Source organism: Streptomyces sp. KL109B, from assembly GCF_030766935.1.
Classification (GTDB): Bacteria; Actinomycetota; Actinomycetes; order Streptomycetales; family Streptomycetaceae; genus Streptomyces.
On the sequence record NZ_JASERL010000018.1, the window covers coordinates 1 to 18926 of the forward strand.

An 18926-nucleotide genomic window follows, 5' to 3' on the forward strand; every position below is an offset into this window, starting at 1 on the left:
GCTGTGCGCAGGCGCGCGGCGGACGAGGGTATAGAGGGCGGAGGGAGCGGGGGCGGGGGGCCAGGCGCTCTCTCTCCCGCTAAGAGCGGGTGGCGCGAGGGACGTTGCGGGGGTGCGGGCCCGCCACTCGTCTTTGTACGCCCGTCTTGTACGCGTGTCCTGTACGCGTGTCCTGTACGCCTGTCAGATGCGAACCTCGATCGACTTCGCCACCCGGTCGTGCAGGCCGCGGCCGTCGCGGTCCCAGATGAGGGCCGGGATCGCCACGCACAGCAGCACGGAGCGGGCCAGAACCCGCCCGAGCCCGATCCGGCCACCCCCCTCGGCGACGACCCGCAGACCGAAGAGCCGCTTGCCCGGCGTGCAGCCGATCGTCCCCACCGTGAGCACGCTCAGCACGAAGAAAATCAGCAGCGCCCAGTTCCCCGTCGCCTGGTTGTAGCCGTGCGTGACCAGGCCGTATGCGATCAGCATGCACAGCGCCCAGTCGACGACGATGGCCCCGATACGGCGGCCGGGGCGCGCGATGGAGCCGGGTCCGTGCTCCGGCAGACCGAGCTGCTGTCCGCGGTAGCCGAAGTCGGCACCCGCCTGTTCCATGGCCTCTCGAGGCCCGGACAGCCACGATCCCATTGCTTCCCTGTTGTCCACGCGTCCACGGTACTGCGCCCCGCGCCTGACACCGCCTTGACCCCCGCTCCGGTTAACTTGGGCGAAACAAATGGGTCATGCTTGAGAAATCACGCCTGCATATCGTCGGGCCTCAGCGTGTACCACCGCACTGGCCGCGCGCTCAAGCTGCCAAGAGCTGCAACCCCGCCCCTCCCCAGGGTGTGGGAGTAGGAGGAGTTGGATGTTCCAGAACGCCGATGACGCCAAGAAATTCCTCGCGGACGAGGACGTCAAGTTCGTAGACGTCCGCTTCTGCGACCTGCCGGGTGTGATGCAGCACTTCACGGTGCCGGCGGAGGCGTTCGACCCGGCGGAGGAGCTCGCCTTCGACGGCTCGTCGATCCGCGGCTTCCAGGCGATCCACGAGTCCGACATGGCGCTGCGCGCGGATCTGTCGACGGCCCGCGTGGACCCCTTCCGCCGCGACAAGACCCTGAACGTCAACTTCTTCATCCACGACCCGATCACGGGCGAGCAGTACTCCCGCGACCCGCGCAACGTGGCGAAGAAGGCCGAGGCGTACCTCGCCTCCACCGGCATCGCCGACACCGCGTTCTTCGGCCCCGAGGCCGAGTTCTACGTCTTCGACTCGGTGCGCTTCGAGACCTCCGCGAACCGCTCGGTCTACGAGATCGACTCCGAGGCGGGCGCCTGGAACACCGGCGCCGTCGAGAACAACCGCGGCTACAAGGTCCGCTACAAGGGCGGTTACTTCCCGGCCCCGCCGGTCGACCACTTCGCCGACCTGCGCGCCGAGATCTCCCTCGAGCTGGACAAGGCCGGCCTCAAGGTCGAGCGCCAGCACCACGAGGTCGGCACGGCCGGCCAGGCGGAAATCAACTACAAGTTCAACACCCTCCTCGCCGCCGCCGACGACCTGATGCTCTTCAAGTACATCGTGAAGAACGTCGCGTGGCGCAACAACAAGACGGCGACCTTCATGCCGAAGCCGATCTTCGGCGACAACGGCTCCGGCATGCACGTCCACCAGTCCCTCTGGAACGGTGGCGAGCCCCTCTTCTACGACGAGCAGGGCTACGCGGGCCTCTCGGACACCGCCCGCTACTACATCGGCGGCATCCTCAAGCACGCCCCGTCGCTGCTCGCCTTCACCAACCCGACGGTGAACTCGTACCACCGCCTGGTCCCCGGCTTCGAGGCCCCGGTCAACATGGTCTACTCGCAGCGCAACCGCTCCGCGGCCATGCGTATCCCGATCACGGGCTCGAACCCGAAGGCCAAGCGCGTCGAGTTCCGCGCGCCGGACCCGTCCTCGAACCCGTACCTCGCCTTCTCGGCGCTCCTCATGGCGGGCCTCGACGGCGTCAAGAACAAGATCGAGCCGGCCGAGCCGATCGACAAGGACCTCTACGAGCTGGCTCCCGAGGAGCACGCCAACGTCCAGCAGGTCCCGACCTCCCTCCCCGCGGTCCTCGACGCCCTCGAGGCGGACAACGAGTACCTCCAGGCGGGCGGCGTCTTCACGTCCGACCTGATCGAGACGTGGATCGACTACAAGCGCACGAACGAGATCGCCCCGATCCAGCTGCGCCCGCACCCGCACGAGTTCGAGCTGTACTTCGACATCTAAGAACGGCGCAGGTCAGAGCGGGTTCCCGCTCCCCTGGGTCGCCTGTGGGCCGTCGGCCGTGTTCTTCCGCTCCTGGAAGACACGGCCGACGGCCCTTTCTGTGGGTGGCGATCGGGGTGCGGTCCCAGGGACCCGTCGGCGGAGGCGGTCAGGTAGCCGGGGTGGCGCGCGGTTCGCCGTGGAAGACCTGGTGGGTGTGCCAGGTGCGGTGGGACGCGGCGACCGGGGGTGCGGCGGGCTGTGGGCCTACGAGGGGGCGGCCGGCGAGTGCTGTCACGTGTGCGCGGGCAGCGGAGCTGTGGCCGACGAAGTGCTGGGAGACCAGGATGCGTTGGTCCTCTCCTACGCCGAGGACGCCCTTGTCGAAGAGTTTGTGGTGCAGCGAGCAGAGGCACAGCCCGTTGTCGATGTCGTCGGGGCCGCCGAACGCCCACCAGCGCACGTGAGCTGCCTCAAGACCGACGGGCACCACGCCGATCCTGCCGTCGTATCCGCAGAAGGCGCACCGGTACTCGTAGGCGGTCAGTACCAGTTCCCGCATTCTTCGGCTCCGTCGTCTGCCCGTCGGTACGAGCTGCGTGGCATCCGCCGATTCCAGTTCCAGGCCGACGGCTTCGCACAGGTCGCCGTGCAGGGAGGGAGGGAAGTGCGAGTCGAGCAGTAGGCGCGCCATGTTGCCGATCAGTTGGGGGTCGCGTCGCAGCGCCGCTCGTAGGGCCGGGGCGAGCTGTCCGGTGGCGCCCGTCTCCCGGAGGGTGCGTACGCCGCTTCCGGGGCTGCCGGGCCCGTGGTCGGTATGCAGTTCCCATACGCCGTCGCTGACCAGGTGGTGGAACGGATAGGCGGGCGTCGTCTTGTGGGGCGGGCCGTATTCGGCGAGCAGGCGTTGCAGGTCCCGCTCGACCGCGGTGTAGCGCAGGCCGGCGTCGGCGTCCTCCTGGAACCGGCCGAGGGCCCTTCTGACGGATCAGGCTGGATGCGGGAGGCCGCGTCATTCGGCTCCGCGAGCGGGGTCTGGGGCGTGCAGCTGCAAGGCGGAGGAGGGCGTCGACGCGGAGCGTCGGCAACCGACGACAACGCCGCAGATGTGCGTGCCAGGGCCCGCGACTCCGGCAAGATCCGTCAGAAGGGCCCTAGGGCGTACAGAAGCAGCAGCGGCTTGTGCGGGGCGCGGGTCCCGCTCCTGGTCCACTGCCTCAGCTTCGCGACTCTCTCCAGCCAGTCCATGGCGGCTGATCGTAGACGTACCGCGGGCCCGCTTGAAGCGGCGTTCGCGCTCCGTGTGGTGGACGCGCGCTGGTCCGGGTGCGGGTGTGTCAGGGGCGCGTGAGGCTCGGCGGGCAAGAAACGGGCAATCGTCCTAAACTCGGGCAAGCCGCACACGCTGACAAGCCTCGGAGGAGTGCCGTCATGAGCAATTTGTTCGTCGTCGCCTATAACGACCTCGCGACCGCCAACCAGGTCCGCGAGCGGCTCCTGCAGATGTCGAAGGAGCACCTGGTCGAGCTGGAGGACATCGTCGTCGTCGAGCGGCGGGAGTCCGACGGGAAGATCAAGCTGCACCAGGCCGTGAACCACACCGCGATGGGCGCCACCGGTGGTGCGCTGTGGGGCACGGTCATCGGGATGCTGTTCCTGGTGCCGTTCCTCGGCGCCGCCGTGGGTGCCGCTTCCGGGGCCGCCGGTGGGGCCGTCACGGACACCGGGATCAACGACAACTTCATGAAGGAGCTCAGCCAGAACCTGCGGCCGGGTGCCGCCGCGCTGTTCGTGCTCGTCAAGCAGGCCGCCCGCGACAAGGTCGTACCGGAGATCGCCACGTACGGCGGCCAGCTGGTGCAGACGTCGCTGAGCGGCGACGACGAGGAAGCGCTGCGCGAGATGTTGCAGGAGGGGCAGGCGAAGGCGCAGGCCGCCTCCGCGTAACAGGTACGAGCGTCAGCAGTATCGCGGCCGTCCCGGGTACGAACACCGACCGGGGCGGCCGTTCTCGTGTGTCAGCGGGCGAGGAGTTCCGTTCGCCCCTCGGTGACCTCGCGGGCCACGTCCGCGAGCTTGCGGCGGTGGGAACGTGCGTAGCTGCGCAGACCGGAGAACGCTTCGTCGAGGGACAGGCCGTGGCGCGCGGCGAGGATGCCCTTGGCCTGTTCGACGACGACGCGGCTGGACAGCGCGTGCTCCAACTGGCCCGTGAGGACCCGGCTTTCGCTCAGTTCGCGTTGCAGGGCGAGGGTGTGTCCCGCCACCTCGGCGAACCCCTGGACCAGCGCGAGGTCCCCCTCGTCCAGCGGTTTGTCCGCGGCGGTGAACAGGACCAGCGAGCCGATCTCGCCGTCCCTGCCGTGCAGCGGCAGCGCGGTGGCCCGGCCGAAGCCGAGGGCCCTGGCGCGCGCGGACCAGCGCGGCCACCGCAGTTGCGCGGAGCGCGCGGTCACATCGACGTCCACGAGGGCGCAGCCCGTCGTACGGGCGTCGTAGCCGGCGCCCTCGCCCCAGCGGGCGGCGTCGGCGGCGAGCGCGCCGAGCGCGGCGTCGGTGCCGCCGGTGAGGACGGGCGAGCGGCCGCCGGGAACGTATCCCACCTTCGCGCCGCGCGCGTGGAACAGCCTCCTGCCCCCTTCGGCGAGGGTGGCCAGCAGGGATGGGGTGTCCAACGGGTCACGCGCGGCTCCGCCCGTCAACTGAGCGAATACCGCGGCGACTTCCTGCTCCCGCAGTGTCACGGTGCAGACCTCTCAGCCGAGTTGGAGTCGTCCATGGACGATATCCCGGGCGACGTCGCCCAGGGGGCGACTGTCCACGAAGGCGCGTACTTTGACCAGTTCCAGCGCGTCCGGTATGCGGCAGCCGAGTTGCACTGCCACCATGCCCGCTGCCTGGTGGACCTCGGCACGGTAGTCGATTCCTCCGAACAAGCCGGGTACCGCGTCCACGCCGAGGAAAACATTGCGGGTCAGGGAGTCGGCGACCTGGACGACGGTCGCGGCCGACCTGGTGTCCCCGCCCACTCCGAAGGCGGCCAGCGCGCCGATGCATCCGTCGCCGGTCTCCAGGGGAACGGCGACGAGCTGGCCGATTCCGAGCCCTACGACGGCCGGACCGTAGCCGGGCCAGCGCCGCGTCAGGCCGCTGCCTCCCGCGACGACCGTGCGGCTCTCCCGTACGGCGTCGCGCGCGGGGCCCTCGCCGAGCACGTACTCCAGTTCCTGGGCGGCGCACGAGGGCCCGTCGGAGGCGGCGGACGCGATCTGGTTCCGCTCGGAGTCGACGAGGGTGACGGCGGCGCTGCCCGATCCGCACGCCTCCGCGACCCCGGTCATGAACAGCGGCGGCCGCCCTCCCGTGTCCGCCCACTCCGCCGAGCGACGGGCGTAGGACTCCAGGAGCCGTGCGGTCACCTCGTGGCGCGACGCGCTCGTCCGGTGGATGTGCCCGATGCGGAAGTACACGGCACTCCCGGTGCGCTGGGCGAGCACCTCGTACTTGCGCACAAGGGCCAGCTCGCGGTCGACGCGCTCCCGCGCGCGGGCCGCCCGCTGCCAGACAGCTTCGGCTCCTTCCGCCGAACTGCCGCCGAGGCTCATGCCCTCCACATTACGCCCACGGGGTCAGGCCGCGTCGTTGGTCCTGCCTTCTTCCATCAGTAGCACGACGCCGCCGCGGTGACCGTCGAACGGGCTGCAGTGCACGGTGCAATTGATGCTGCGGCCGAGGCGGTTGACGGCGGCGAGCACCACCGGGGCGCCGCGCGTGCGGGTCTTGAGGCAGTTGTCCACGGCCTGCCGCAGCGCCTGGGTGGGCAGGCCGAAGTCGAGCTCGAAGAAGGCGTGGTCGAGCACTTCGTCCTGGCGCAGCCCCCACAGGTCGGTGGTGCCGCGGTTCCAGCTCTTGACCTTCAGGTCCTTGTCGAGGACGACGACGCCGGCCGCGATGGAGGTGAGGACGCCCTCCAGGAACGCGCGGGTCTCGTCGAGTTCGTCGCTGCGGATGCGCATCTCGTCGTTCATGGTCTCCAGTTCCTCGTTGCCGGACTGGAGTTCCTCGTTGGTCGTCTCCAACTCCTCGTTCGTGGACTGGAGCTCTTCGTTGGTCGTCTCCAACTCCTCGATCGAGGACTGGAGTTCCTCGTTCGTGGTCTCCAACTCCTCGTTCGTGGACTGGAGTTCCTCGTAGGCGGTCTCCAGGTCTTCCCGTACGCGCTTGACCTCGGCCTTGAGCTGGGTCGACACCGTGACGTCGGTGAAGGTGATGTTCGTGGCGGCGGGCGCGCTGTCGGCGCCGACGAGCGGTTGCACGACGATGTCGAAGTACTGGACGTCGTCGCCGACCCTGCGCTCCGCCCCGTTGACCCGCAGGGTGCGGCGCTCGTGCGTGGCCTGGTCGATCAGGGAGCGCAGCTCCACGGGCCGGTAGGAGATCTCCAGGTCCTGGAAGGGGCGTCCCACGTCGTTGACGGTGAGGCCGAACTGGACGCGCGCGTGGTTGTTGATGAGGATCACGCTGCCCTCGGCGTCCACGGCGAGGGCGGCGCCGGCCGTGGCGTCCAGGATCAGATCGCGCAGCTGGCGGTTGCGGGCCAGGCTCTGCAACTCCCCGCCCGGGGTGGTGCGCAGCTTGACCGGGGTCGGCTGGTAGGTCGCCGACGCGTTGCCCGGCCGGCGGCGGAAGATGCGCTGGCGCATGCTGACGACGTCGAACCGGTCCGCGTCGTTGAGCAGCATCTCGGCCTTGCCGAGGAAGAGGAAGCCGCCCTCGCGCAGCGCGAAGTGGTACCGGTCGATGATCTGGGTCTGCGCCTCCACGTTGAAATACATCAGGGTGTTGCGGCAGACCAGCAGGTCGAGGCGGGAGATGGGGGCGTCGCGGGTGATGTCGTGGCGGCCGAAGATGACGCGGCGGCGCAGGTCGGCGCGGAAGCTGAACTGCGAGCCGTTCTGCTCGAAGTACTTGTCGCGCAGCTCCGCGGTGAGCGGTTCCAGGGACTTGGCGGTGTAGAGGCCGGAGCGGGCGTCGCGCAGTGCCTCGTCGTCGACGTCGGTGCCGTAGACCTTGACGCGGGAGATGGTCTCCTCGATGCCGAGGGCCTCGGCGAACATGATGGCCAGCGAGTACGCCTCCTCGCCGCTGGAGCAGCCCGCGCTCCACACCCGGATCTCGTCCTCGGAGTCGTGCTCCGCGAGGATTTCCGGGATCACCTCGCGCTGGAGGTACGTCCAGGCGTCCGTGTCGCGGAAGATGGAGGTGACGTTGATGAGGATGGTGTTGAAGAGGGCGCCGAATTCATCGGCGTTCGTCTCCAGTTGGTCGCGGTACTCGGCGTACGAGTCGATGCCGATGTCGGCCATGCGCTTGCGGATGCGGCGGCCGAGCGAGGAGCGCTTGTAGCCGGTGAAGTCGAATCCGCGGGCGTCCCTGAGGAAGCGGAGCAGTTCCTCCAGCTCCTCGTCGGTCTCTACGTCACGCCGCGCCTCGGCCATCGGTTCCCCTACTTACTGCTTGGTGTCGACAAGTCCACGGAGGACCGTGGAGATCTCCTCCAGGGGCAGTACGAAGTCCACTGTCCCCGTACCCGCCGCGGCATCCGGCATGCCCCGGAACTCCGCGGTCTCGGGATCCTGGGCGATCACGGTACCGCCCTGGGACTTCACGGCGTCGACACCCATGGCTCCGTCGTTTCCCGTGCCCGCCAGGACGACGGCGATCGCTCCCGCGCCGTACGCCCCGGCGACGGACTCGAAGAGCAGGTCGGCGGAGGGGCGCAGGAAGTGGACGAGTTCGCTGCGCGAGAGCGTGAGGACGCCGTCCTGGCCGACGAGGAGGTGGCGGTCGGGCGGGGCGATGTAGACGGTGCCGGGGAGCGCCCGTTCGTCCTGTTCGGCGAGTTTGACGGTGAGGGTGGTGCGGCGGCCGAGGATCTCGGCGAGGACGGTGCGGTGGCGCGGGTCCAGGTGCTGGACGACGAGGACCGGCACGGGCAGGTCGACGTCGAGTCCGCTCAGGAGCGTGGCCAGGGCGTGGACGCCACCCGCGGACGCGGCGACGGCGACGACGCTGAACTGGTCGTCGGTCCGGTCGGCGCTTCGTCGGGACGGCACGGTGTCGAGCTTATGCGGTTCCCGGTGGATACGGCCATGACGTCATGCGTGAGCGTCACACGCGGGGCGCGAGCGTGGGCGCGGGGCGCCGGGTCGGTCAATGCCGCAGGGCGCGGGAGACGTCGGCGGTGACGTCGCCGTCGAGGGAGTGGGTGCTGCGGGCGGTGGCGTCCTTGGTGGCGTCGCCCGGCACGTCGTTCACGTTCAGGACGACGGTGTCGACGAGCTTGCCGTCGCCGTTCTTGAAGTCGACCTCGACGATGTACGACTTGGTGTCCGTGGTGCTGTTGCCGACGGTGACGGGGACCGTGGCGCGCTTGCCGTCGTTGTCCACGTCGCCGAGCTTCACGTCGCCCTTGGCGTCGACGCCGTCCTTGAAGTCGTCGAACTTCTTCTGCGCCTCCGCGGTCGCCGACGCCACCACGTCCGAGGCCTTCGACGCGGCCGACGAGGCGGCGGACGCGGCCTTCGACGCGGCGCCGGAGGGGCTGTCGCCGTCGTCGGAGCAGCCGGCCGCGGCCACGGTCAGGGCCGCCGCGCACAGGGCCGCGCCCACCGCTCGTACGCCTCGCGCACCTCGTCGTACGTTCGCCATCGCCCGACACCTCCGCTCGACCGCCACTGCAGGTCGCTCCAGTCAACGGTGGGGCGTGGCGGGCCGCATGCCAAGGGCGCCAGACAGGTGACCGGTCCCGCGGGGTCGCGGGGCGCTGCCCCGGACCCCGCGCCTCGATCGCCGGCGGGGCTCGATGTGGTCAGCGGCTGTAGCGCATCAGGGCGCGGACCATGTGGCACGTCGTGTCGGACGGTGGGTGGATGCCGACCAGTTCGGCCGTGGCGCGGATCTTGCGGTTGTGGGCCTGGTTGGGGAGGTAGACGCCGGAGTCGAGCAGGGCTATCGCCAGGCGCATGGCCTTCAGGCGGCGGTTGTGGGTGATGTACCAGTCGCGGGGCCGGCCCGCGGGCAGTGGCCTCTTCGCGAGTGGCGTATACGGCAGGTCGAGCAGCATCGGAGCGGCGGCAGCGGGCACAGGCATCCTCCTGTCGCGGACGTCCAAGGGCCCCCGTAGCCCTCGAACACTGCTTCTATTCTACTGCCGACCACTGACAAAAGCCGCTGGCCAGAACGGACTTGAGGGGTCACCGCACGGCTTGACTGGCGTACCGTTGACCCCATGGAGATCTGGATCAACCCGGCCTGTTCGAAGTGCCGCAGCGCGCTCTCGCTGCTCGACGCGGAGGGCGCCGACTACACGGTGCGCCGTTACCTGGAGGACGTACCGACCCCCGACGAGATCCGCGCCGTGCTCGACCGGCTCGGGCTCGAACCGTGGGACATCACCCGCACCCAGGAGGCCGACGCGAAGGAGCTCGGCCTGAAGGACTGGGCGCGCGACGCGGACGGCCGGGAGCGGTGGATCGAGGCGCTCTCCGCCCACCCGAAGCTGATCCAGCGCCCGATCATCACGGCCGAGGACGGCACGGCGGTCGTGGGGCGCAGCGAGGAAGCGGTGCGGGACGCGATGGGGCGCGGCTGACCGTTCAGGTAACACGGGGTTCACATACGAGCAACGGTCGAGAAATGCCCTGGTGACAAGGTTCCCGGCAGTTCGACACCCGCGTGAACCGTGAATGAGGATGTGGCCCCCGTGACCTTCAAGGCCGAGTACATATGGACCGACGGCACCCAGCCGACGGCCAAGCTCCGTTCCAAGACGAAGGTGATGGCGGGCGCCCCGCAGGGTGTGGACACGCTTCCCCTCTGGGGCTTCGACGGGTCCTCCACCAACCAGGCCGAGGGGCACGCCTCCGACCTCGTGCTGAAGCCGGTCGCCCAGTACCCGGACCCGATCCGTGGCGGCGACGACATCCTCGTCATGTGCGAGGTCCTGAACATCGACATGACGCCGCACGCCTCCAACACGCGTGCCGCGCTCGCCGAGGTCGCGGAGCGGTACGGCTCCCAGGAGTCGATCTTCGGCATCGAGCAGGAGTACACGTTCTTCGAGGGCGACCGCCCGCTCGGCTTCCCGGTCGGCGGCTTCCCCGCCGCGCAGGGCGGCTACTACTGCGGCGTCGGCACGGACGAGATCCACGGCCGTGACATCGTCGAGGCGCACCTGGAGAACTGCCTGAAGGCCGGTCTCGCGATCTCCGGCATCAACGCCGAGGTCATGCCGGGACAGTGGGAGTTCCAGGTCGGCCCGGTGGGCCCGCTGGAGGTCTCCGACCAGCTGTGGATCGCCCGCTGGCTGCTGTACCGAACCGCCGAGGACTTCAACGTCTCCGCGACCCTCGACCCGAAGCCGGTCAAGGGCGACTGGAACGGCGCGGGCGCGCACACCAACTTCTCCACGAAGGCGATGCGCGAGGGCTACGACGCGATCATCACCGCGTGCGAGTCGCTCGGCGAGGGCTCGAAGCCGCTCGACCACGTGAAGAACTACGGCGCCGGCATCGACGACCGCCTCACCGGTCTGCACGAGACCGCCCCGTGGGACGAGTACAAGTACGGCGTCTCGGACCGCGGCGCATCGGTCCGCATCCCGTGGCAGGTCGAGCGGGACCGCAAGGGCTACATCGAGGACCGCCGCCCGAACGCCAACGTCGACCCGTACGTCGTGACCCGGCTGCTCGTCGACACCTGCTGCGCCGCGCTGGAGAAGGCCGGCCAGGTCTGACGATTCGCGTTTCCCGGGGGCCGATTGAACGCGATCGGCCCCCGTTGCGTACGTAGCCCCATGGGACGCACCTCACGGAAACGGCGCTCATCGCTGGCGACGCGCATGACCATCGCGTCGGCCGCACTCCTCCTGGGTGGAGGTGGGCTGGTCGCGGTCAACGTGTACGCGTCGGCCCACGAGGACTCCGCCGGCGGACAGGACGCGGGCAGCGGGGCGCAACAACAGACACAGCAGCCGTCGTCACAACAGCCGGCTCAGCAGGCGCGGCAAGTGGCCACCATCGACTGCCCGGACGTCGGTACGCGGCTCGACGACGTGCCGGACGGCGCGCGCGAACAGGTCGACGGCGAACTCGCCACGCTGGACAGCCAGATCACCCAGGCCTACCAGCGGCTCGCCTCGTCGCGGGACGCGGCCGCGAAGGATCCGCGGTTCGTGCGCAACAGCATCATGGATCCGCTGGAGAAGGACCGGGCCACCGTCCTCGACCGCATCCGCCAGGACATGGAGCGCCGCGGCGGGCAGGCCCCCGACGGTATGAGCGGCATGGCCCAGTGCACCGCCAAGCCGCCGGAGGACAACGGCGGTCAGCAGACGCAGCCACCGCAACAGCCGGGTGACGACGGTCAGGCCGGAAACGGCGGTCAGGCCGGAAACGGCCCCGTCGCCGACGACTTCGCCGACATCACCAAGGTCCAGCCCAACGTCCAGAAGCCGCGGCGCGGCGCGGACGCCTCCACCGGCACCTTCACCACCCGCTGCGGCGTGAACGACAACAAGAAGTTCAACACCGACAACCTCATCGTCGCGCCCGGAGTCAGCAACGGCGCGCACCACCTGCACGACTACGTCGGCAACCAGGACAACGACGCCTTCTCCAGCAACGACGACCTGGCGAACGCCGACACCAGCTGCCAGAACCAGGGCGACAAGTCGACGTACTACTGGCCGGTGCTGCGCGTCCAGGACGGCTCGTCGGACTTCGACGCCGACAAGGACGGCGGCGGCAAGGAGGGGAACGTAGGAAAGATCCTCCGGGCCGAGAAGGCGAGCATCAAGTTCGCCGGGAACCCGCTGGGCAAGGTCGTCGCGATGCCGAAGTTCCTGCGCGTCATCACCGGCGACGCCAAGGCCTTCACCAACGGCACCGCGAACGCCAACGCGCACTGGAGCTGCACCGGCTTCGAGGACCGTCAATTGACGGACAAGTACCCGCTGTGCCCCGAAGGTTCCAAGGTCGTGCGCAGTTTCGCGTTCCAGAGTTGCTGGGACGGGCAGAACATTGACAGCGCCAACCATCGCACACATGTGGCATTCGCCGACCAGGCCGGCAACTGCCCGCAGAACTTCAAGGCCATCCCGCAGCTGAAGATGCGCCTGGTGTACGACGTGCAGGCTCCGACGGTCGAGAACGGCCAGGTGCAGAACCCGTTCGCGGTCGACGGCTTCCCCGAGCAGCTGCACAAGCCGATCACGGATCATGACGACTTCATCAACGTCTTCGACGACCGGACCATGCGGAAGGTCGTGGACTGCATCAACAAGGGCGACCGCTGCGACTGAGCGATCGCCCCTTCCCGGCCGCTGCGCGGCCGGCTCAGCGGCGACCCCCGTGCCGGGAGAGCGCGCCGTCCTCGTGTCCCCCACCACCACTGCTCCCCTAGTGGTGCGACGAGGCCGGCCTCTCCAGGGTCCCGCCGAGCCGGCCGCGCAGCTCCGTGAGCCGGTCGGCGCCGCCGACCGCGATCCACTTCGGGCCGACGAGGTAGACGCCGCCGTAGTCGTTGGCCTGGTCGAACCACTCGGCCTGGCCCTTGTCGGTGGTGAAGGTGGCGAGGACGTAACGCCCCTTCCCCGTACCGCAGTTGGCCTGCCGGAGGTCGGCTGCGTCGGTCTGGATGTCGGGGCGGCAGCCCGCCTCCTTCGCGAGGTGTTCCAGGCTTCCGGAGGCCGTACGGGGGATCTTCGGCGCGTCGTCCTCCGGGCCCCCGGCGGAGCCGCCCGAGCCGCATCCGGCCACGGTCGCGGCCCCGGCCACGAGCAGAACAACCGTCTTCACCAGCATTTGCCTCATTGCGCTCTCCTGTCCCGTACGTTCCGTTGCTACCGTGCGCCGCACCAACCGCGACGCAAGGGGGGTACACGTATGTCCGCACCATCGCGACGCACTGTTCTCGGCACGACGGCCGCCGTCGGCCTCGGCACGGCCCTGGGGGTCGGCGCTCCCGCCGCTCAGGCGGCCCCGCCGGCCACGGCCGCGAGCGCGCCGACTGCTCTTGATACGGCCGCGGCCCGTGCGGCACTCAACCGTCAACTGCCGCACCACGCGGAGCAGATCCGGCTCAGACTGGTGGAGGCGGACGGCACGGAGGACCGTTTCCGGGTGACCGGGACGACCGGCCGCATCACGGTGTACGGGACGACCCCGGCGACGCTGCTCGCCGGGGTCCACTGGTATCTGAAGTACGAGTGCGGCGCCCTCATCGCCTGGAACGGCTCCCAGCTGGACCTGCCGGAACGCCTCCCCGCCCCCTCGAAGACGCTGGAGCGCGCCACCGCGCTCCCCCACCGTTTCGCGCTGAACGACACCAACGACGGCTATACGGCGCCGTTCGCCGACTGGTCGTACTGGGAGCGCGAGATCGACATCCTCGCGCTGCACGGCTGCAACGAGGTCATGGTCATCGCGGGCATGGAGGCCGTCTACCACCGCGTCCTCAAGGACTTCAAATACAGCGACGAGGAGGCGCGGGCCTGGCTGCCCGCCCCGTCCCACCAGGCGTGGTGGCTGCTGCAGAACCTCCACTCGTACGGCGGCCCGCTCTCCCCCGAACTGCTCGCGAGACGCGCCGAGTTGGGCAGACGCATCGCCGACCGGCTGCGGGAGCTCGGCATGAAGCCGGTCATGCCGGGCTACTACGGGCACGTGCCGAAGGGCTTCGTGGAGCGCAACGGCGGCGACGCGCACGTCGTCCCGCAGGGCGTGTGGCACGGCTTCGAGCGCCCCGACTGGCTCGACCCGCGCACCGGCGCCTTCGCCGACGTCGCCGCCTCGTTCTACCGCCACCAGCGGGACCTGTTCGGCGAGATCGACGCGTTCAAGATGGACCTGCTGCACGAGGGCGGCACCGCCGGCGACGTGCCGGTTCCGGACGCCGCGCGCGGCGTGGAGAAGGCGCTCCAGAAGAACCGCCCCGGCGCCACCTGGGTGATCCTCGGCTGGGAGGCGAACCCGCTGCCCGAGCTGATCGACGCGATCGACAAGAAGAAGATGCTGATCGTGGACGGCGTCTCCGACCGGTTCACGTCCGTCACCGACCGCGAGAAGGACTGGGCAGGCACCCCGTACGCGTTCGGCACCATCCCCAACTTCGGCGGGCGTACGACGATCGGGGCCCGCGCGCACATCTGGCAGCAGAAGTTCTTCGCGTGGCGCGACAAGGCGAACAGCGCGCTCTCCGGTACGGCGTACCTCCCGGAGTCCACCGACCGGGACCCCGCGGCCTTCGAGCTGTGGTCCGAACTGGCGTGGATGGACGGGACGTTGGACCGGGAGGCGTGGTTCGCCTCGTATGCCGACTTCCGCTACGGGCGCCGCGACAAGGGGGCCCGCGCCGCCTGGCAGGCGCTGCACGAGACGGCGTACCAGCACAAGGCGACCGAGCGCTCCGACCCGCACGATTCGCTGTTCGCGGCCCGCCCCGACCTGTCGGCCGACCGCGCCGCCTACTACGCGCCGCGCGCCCTCGCCTACGACCCGGCCCGCTTCGACGCCGCGCTCACCGGACTGCTGCGCGTGGCAGGCGACCTGAGACGCAGCGCGGCGTACAAGTACGACCTCGTGGACGTGACGCGGCAGGCCCTCGCGCACCGCAGCCGCCAGCTCCTGCCACAGCTCAAGGCGGCGTACGCGGACAAGGACCGGGCCACGTTCACGACGCTGTCGACGCTGTGGCTGAACCTGATGCGGCTCTCGGACGACGTCACCGGCACCAACTCCGCGTTCCTGCTCGGCCCTTGGGTGCAGGACGCGCGGAACCTGGCGACGAACGACACCGAGCGCGCCGAGTTCGAGCGCTGCGCGAAGACGCTCATCACGGTGTGGGGCGACCGGGCGACCTCCGACCCCGGCAACCTCCACGAGTACGCGAACCGCGAATGGAACGGCCTGATGGCCGACTTCTACGTCCCGCGCTGGCAGAAGTGGCTCGACGAACTGTCCGACGCGCTGGCCGCGGGCCGGGACCCGGCGAAGGTCGACTGGTTCGCGTTCGAGGAACCGTGGACGCGGGAGCGCAAGGACTATCCGCTGCGCCCGTACGGGGACCCGTACCGGACGGCGGCGCGGGTGCGCGACGTCCTCGCCCGCGCCCCGTACCAGGGCTCGGTGAAGGTCGCCGCCGAACCGCCCGCCTTCCCGCCAGGCGGGCACGCGCGCGTAGCGGCCACGTTCCGCAACGTCAACGGGCTGCGCGCGACCGGCCGCGTCGACTTCGACCTCAAGGGCATCGAAGCCGAGCCCGAGGGCGCGACCCACCTCGACGGTGTGCCGGCGGCGGGCGAGGGAACGGTGGCGTGGCGGGCGAGCGCGCCGGGCACCCCGCTCGACGAACCGCTGCGCCCGCTGCCGTACACGATCGACGTCCAGTACGGCCCGGCCGGTGAGGAGCGGGTGCGGTACGTCCACAAGGGCACGCTGTTCGAGGCGGGTCCGCTGGACGACGCGCTCTGGCGTACGTACAGCAACAACGCGGCAATCTTCGGGCAGTTGGAGGACCGGTACGCGATCGACGGCGGCGGCGCCGACCTGTGGAAGGGCACGACGGAGTTCGGGTCGCTCTACCGCGCGAACGCGTTCCGGGACGGCCTGTCGGCGACCGTCCGCGTGGACACGCAGGCCGTGACGGGCCCGTGGGCGCGCGCCGGAATCATGGTCAGCAACTCCATCGGCAGCTCGACCGCGCTGGGCTTCGCGAACCTGTCGGTCACGCCCGCCAACGGCGTCGTCCTCTCCTACGACAGCACGGGCGACGGCACCCTCGACACGTACAAGCGGATCACCGGGATCAAGGCGCCGGTGCTGCTGCGGCTGACCCGGGCGGGCGACTCGTACACCGGGGAGTGCTCGACGGACGACGGCGCGACGTGGCGGACCGTGGCCACGGTGCCGTCACCCCGGCTCGCCTCCGCGCAGGACGTGGGCATGTTCATGAGCGCCACGAACGGCGGGAACGGGGCGCGCGGGACGGTCGGGTTCAGCGGGTGGAAGCTGGGCTGAGCCGGCCGCGGGAATTCTGGTGACACCGGGGCACTGCTGTGTGACAGTGCCCCGGTGAGCACCGAGAACCCCGACTGGGAAGCACGGATCGCGGCCGCCTGGGCGACGATCGACGACTACGAAGGCGAGTCGGCGGCGGGCGAGTTCCGCGCGCTGATCGACTCCCTCGCCGCCGAACTGCCCGCCGACAGCCCGGTCGCCCCCTTCGAGCGGGCCTGCGCCTTCGACTCGACCGGCCACTCCGACCGGGCGGTCCCGCTCTACCAGGAGGCGCTGCGGCTCGGCCTGAGCGGCTACCGGGCCCGCCGCACGAGAATTCAACTGGCCAGCTCACTACGGAACATCGGGCGCCCGGAGGAGGGCGTCGCGCTCCTCGAACCGGAATTGACGGCTCCCGGCGACGAGTTGGACGACGCGGTGCGCGCCTGTCTCGCCCTGTGCCTGTCGAGCCTCGGCCGGGACCGCGAGGGACTCTCCCTGGTCCTCGGCGCGTTGGCCCCGCACCTGCCCCGCTATCAGCGCTCGATGGCGAACTACGCGAAGGCCCTCATGGGGTGACCATCCCACGATTCGCTCGTTCTGCTGAACGTGCAGTCAAAGGTGCAGCAACCCACGTCCCCGTCCCCAGGCGGTGCCGAAGCCGCCGTCATCGACGTCGAGCAGGCCGAAGCGGCCCTGGTCGAGCACTATCCACGCCTGGTCCGTCTTGCCTACCTCGTGCTGCCGCCGGGCCTCGGCCGCAACCGCCGCGTGCTGACCGCCCACTCGGTCACCCAGCGGGCGCTCCCCCGCGGCCGCACGGCGGACGCGCCCGCCCCGATCCCCGCCCAGCGCGGCGACGTGAGCCGCACCGGCGACCCGGGCTACGCCTACGTACGCCTGAAGGTGCTGCGCAGCGCCCTGGAGGCGGGGCTTCCGCTGCGGCGCGCGGCCTGGCCCAAGCGGGCGCAACTGCCGCCGCTGCTGCCGCAGGTGTGGGGCCTGCGGCTGTTCCCGAAGTCGGGCGGCGCCGATGAACTCGCCCTGGACCAGCGGCTCTCCGCGCTGAGCGGCCCGGCGCGCGCCGCGTACGTGCTGCGCGGCCTGGAGCGCCTCGACGACGCCGCCGTCCACGCGGTCCTCGTCGAGGCGCGCTGCCCGGAGGAGGACGCGGACGCTGCCCTCGCGCAGGCGCGCGAGATGGCGGCGGCCGAGGAGCCCGGGGCCGGGGCGGCGCTCCTGGAGTCCCCCGAGTTCGACCCGTGTTCACTGCACGCGCGGCCCACCGACCTGATGCGCCGCCGCCAGCACCTGAAGGCGGGCATCGCGGCGGTCGCGGCGACCCTCGTGTGCGGGGCGCTGCTCGGGCTCCCGGGCGACGGCTGGGCCCCGGACGGCGCGGCGGCGCCGCCGTACGCGAAGAACCCGGCGAGTCAAGCGGCCCTGAATCCGGCCAAGTTGACGAAGGTGGCGCCGAGTACGTGGAAGACGTCCTCCCGCACCGACTTCTCGGTGTGGCCCGCGCGCGGCTCGCTCACCGGTGACAAGGGACTGCTGCGCAGGGCGCTCGCCGTGTGGGCACGGCCCGGTTCCTCCGTGAAGGTGTCGGCGACCCCCGGCACCCCCGCGGGCGCCCCGCCGGGACCACCCCAACTCCTGTACGCGGGCGAGCTCGACCAGGCCCGCGTCGTGCTGCTCTACGACGGCTTGCGCGTCGTGCGCTACGCCGAGCCGAAGAACGGCACGAGCGGCGCCGCGCTCGACTTCGCGCGCGCCGACGGGGCGACGGGCGCGCAGGCCGGCGCCGTGGTCATGGACCGCTCCGACGGCAACGTCCGCTATCTGACCGCGCCTTGGGTGTCCAAGGCCGCCACCCGCGACCTGCTGAAACCGTCCGCCGGGGCGCGGGCCCTGTCGCGCACGAAGGACGGCGTGACGGCCCCGTTCCCGAGCCCGGCGCTGGCCTCCTCCTGTACGTCGTGGAACGCGCTCGCCCTCACCGACTCGACCGGCACCCGACTCTCCACCGACCTCGGCGAACTCGTCCCCGCGCACCTCACCTCCGGCAGCCCCGCCGCGCCCCACGAGGCGCGGCCCGGGGACTGGGCGACGACCGCCTGCTCGCTGGCGGCGGCCCGCTCGCACGGGGTGCGCTCCGTCAACTCCTGGAAGTACGCGAAGCAGCCGCTGCCGCAGGGGAACGGGACGGCCGAATGGGTGTGCACGCGGGCCGAGACGTGGCGGGGCGGCGGGCCTCGGACCCTGGCTCTGTTCCGGGCGCCGGGTGCGCGGGCCGCGGTCGTCGCGGCGAAGTCGCAGGCGTCGGCGGCGTGCGGGGAGCGGGATCCGCAGGTGCTGGCGGGTGTGCGGTGGAAGTCGCGGGCGGGGGCCTGGTACCTGGTCGCCGCGGGCAGCGAGGGGGTCGACTCCGTCGCGGTGAGCGGGCGGAGGGTGAACGGGAACGTGGTGGCGGTTCCGCTCGCGCGGGGTGGCGAGGTGTCGCTCAGCGGGACGGGGGCTCGGGGCAGCGAGGTGCCGGCCCTGCGTTAGCCGACGTCGCGGGGCGCTGCCCCGGACCCCGCTGCTCAATCGCCGCAGGGGCTTGATTGGGGAAAGTGGCGTACGAG

General features: G+C 70.5%; 16 protein-coding genes and 1 pseudogene. 8 read left to right on the forward strand and 9 right to left on the reverse strand.

The window, feature by feature from the left end; genetic code table 11:
• Positions 1 to 183: 183 nt before the first annotated feature.
• Entirely contained in the window at positions 184 to 651 is a 468-nt protein-coding gene (locus RBJ65_RS39665) for an RDD family protein (RefSeq protein WP_306323513.1), read from the reverse strand.
• Positions 652 to 853: 202 nt separating this feature from the next.
• Here RBJ65_RS39665 and glnA point away from each other — a divergent pair, with 202 nt between their 5' ends.
• Positions 854 to 2263 (forward strand): type I glutamate--ammonia ligase, encoded by a 1410-nt coding sequence (gene glnA / locus RBJ65_RS39670; RefSeq protein WP_306323512.1) that lies wholly within the window; start codon positions 854 to 856, stop codon positions 2261 to 2263.
• 148 nt (positions 2264 to 2411) lie between these two features.
• Here glnA and RBJ65_RS39675 read toward each other — a convergent pair.
• Positions 2412 to 3218, reverse strand: a pseudogene (locus RBJ65_RS39675) (phosphorothioated DNA-binding restriction endonuclease); the annotation flags it as partial.
• Positions 3219 to 3673: 455 nt separating this feature from the next.
• On the opposite strand from RBJ65_RS39675, the gene RBJ65_RS39685 reads away from it, so the two are divergent.
• Complete coding sequence (locus RBJ65_RS39685) at positions 3674 to 4189, forward strand: DUF1269 domain-containing protein (protein ID WP_306323511.1); 516 nt, start codon at positions 3674 to 3676, stop codon at positions 4187 to 4189.
• A 71-nt stretch (positions 4190 to 4260) separates the two neighbouring features.
• Here RBJ65_RS39685 and RBJ65_RS39690 read toward each other — a convergent pair whose 3' ends face one another.
• The 6 genes from RBJ65_RS39690 to RBJ65_RS39715 all read right to left on the reverse strand — a co-directional run bounded on the left by RBJ65_RS39690 (position 4261) and on the right by RBJ65_RS39715 (position 9395).
• Positions 4261 to 4986, reverse strand: a complete 726-nt coding sequence (locus RBJ65_RS39690) for an ANTAR domain-containing response regulator (RefSeq protein ID WP_306323510.1) — start codon at positions 4984 to 4986, stop codon at positions 4261 to 4263.
• Positions 4987 to 4998: 12 nt separating this feature from the next.
• The gene (locus RBJ65_RS39695; protein ID WP_306323509.1) at positions 4999 to 5847 is read right to left on the reverse strand and encodes an ANTAR domain-containing protein; all 849 of its coding nucleotides are present in this window, start codon (positions 5845 to 5847) and stop codon (positions 4999 to 5001) included.
• 24 nt (positions 5848 to 5871) lie between these two features.
• On the reverse strand, positions 5872 to 7740 hold the full coding sequence (locus tag RBJ65_RS39700) for a CheR family methyltransferase (protein ID WP_306323508.1): 1869 nt from the start codon (positions 7738 to 7740) through the stop codon (positions 5872 to 5874).
• Positions 7741 to 7752: 12 nt separating this feature from the next.
• Entirely contained in the window at positions 7753 to 8358 is a 606-nt protein-coding gene (locus tag RBJ65_RS39705) for a chemotaxis protein CheB (protein ID WP_306323507.1), read from the reverse strand.
• Between the two features lie 97 nt (positions 8359 to 8455).
• The gene (locus RBJ65_RS39710; RefSeq protein WP_306323506.1) at positions 8456 to 8953 is read right to left on the reverse strand and encodes a hypothetical protein; all 498 of its coding nucleotides are present in this window, start codon (positions 8951 to 8953) and stop codon (positions 8456 to 8458) included.
• A gap of 160 nt (positions 8954 to 9113) precedes the next feature.
• Positions 9114 to 9395: a hypothetical protein gene (locus RBJ65_RS39715; protein WP_372341450.1), complete on the reverse strand. Its 282-nt coding sequence runs from the start codon at positions 9393 to 9395 to the stop codon at positions 9114 to 9116.
• A 138-nt stretch (positions 9396 to 9533) separates the two neighbouring features.
• On the opposite strand from RBJ65_RS39715, the gene RBJ65_RS39720 reads away from it, so the two are divergent.
• The 3 genes from RBJ65_RS39720 (at position 9534) to RBJ65_RS39730 (ending at position 12605) form a co-directional block, all read left to right on the forward strand.
• On the forward strand, positions 9534 to 9896 hold the full coding sequence (locus RBJ65_RS39720; RefSeq protein WP_306323505.1) for an arsenate reductase family protein: 363 nt from the start codon (positions 9534 to 9536) through the stop codon (positions 9894 to 9896).
• Positions 9897 to 10007: 111 nt separating this feature from the next.
• Entirely contained in the window at positions 10008 to 11039 is a 1032-nt protein-coding gene (glnII, locus tag RBJ65_RS39725) for a glutamine synthetase (RefSeq protein ID WP_306323504.1), read from the forward strand.
• A gap of 60 nt (positions 11040 to 11099) precedes the next feature.
• Positions 11100 to 12605, forward strand: coding sequence for a DUF1996 domain-containing protein (locus RBJ65_RS39730; protein ID WP_306323503.1), 1506 nt, complete (start codon positions 11100 to 11102; stop codon positions 12603 to 12605).
• 97 nt (positions 12606 to 12702) lie between these two features.
• Here the strand turns inward: RBJ65_RS39730 and RBJ65_RS39735 are convergent, their stop codons facing one another.
• On the reverse strand, positions 12703 to 13116 hold the full coding sequence (locus tag RBJ65_RS39735; RefSeq protein ID WP_306323502.1) for a hypothetical protein: 414 nt from the start codon (positions 13114 to 13116) through the stop codon (positions 12703 to 12705).
• Between the two features lie 72 nt (positions 13117 to 13188).
• On the opposite strand from RBJ65_RS39735, the gene RBJ65_RS39740 reads away from it, so the two are divergent.
• Genes RBJ65_RS39740 through RBJ65_RS39750 form a run of 3 tightly spaced genes read left to right on the forward strand, consistent with a single transcriptional unit; the run spans position 13189 to position 18849 of the window.
• Positions 13189 to 16320: an alpha-N-acetylglucosaminidase gene (locus RBJ65_RS39740; RefSeq protein WP_306323501.1), complete on the forward strand. Its 3132-nt coding sequence runs from the start codon at positions 13189 to 13191 to the stop codon at positions 16318 to 16320.
• 54 nt (positions 16321 to 16374) lie between these two features.
• On the forward strand, positions 16375 to 16878 hold the full coding sequence (locus RBJ65_RS39745; protein ID WP_306323500.1) for a tetratricopeptide repeat protein: 504 nt from the start codon (positions 16375 to 16377) through the stop codon (positions 16876 to 16878).
• Positions 16879 to 16920: 42 nt separating this feature from the next.
• Complete coding sequence (locus tag RBJ65_RS39750; RefSeq protein WP_306323499.1) at positions 16921 to 18849, forward strand: hypothetical protein; 1929 nt, start codon at positions 16921 to 16923, stop codon at positions 18847 to 18849.
• The last annotated feature ends 77 nt before the right edge of the window (positions 18850 to 18926 follow it).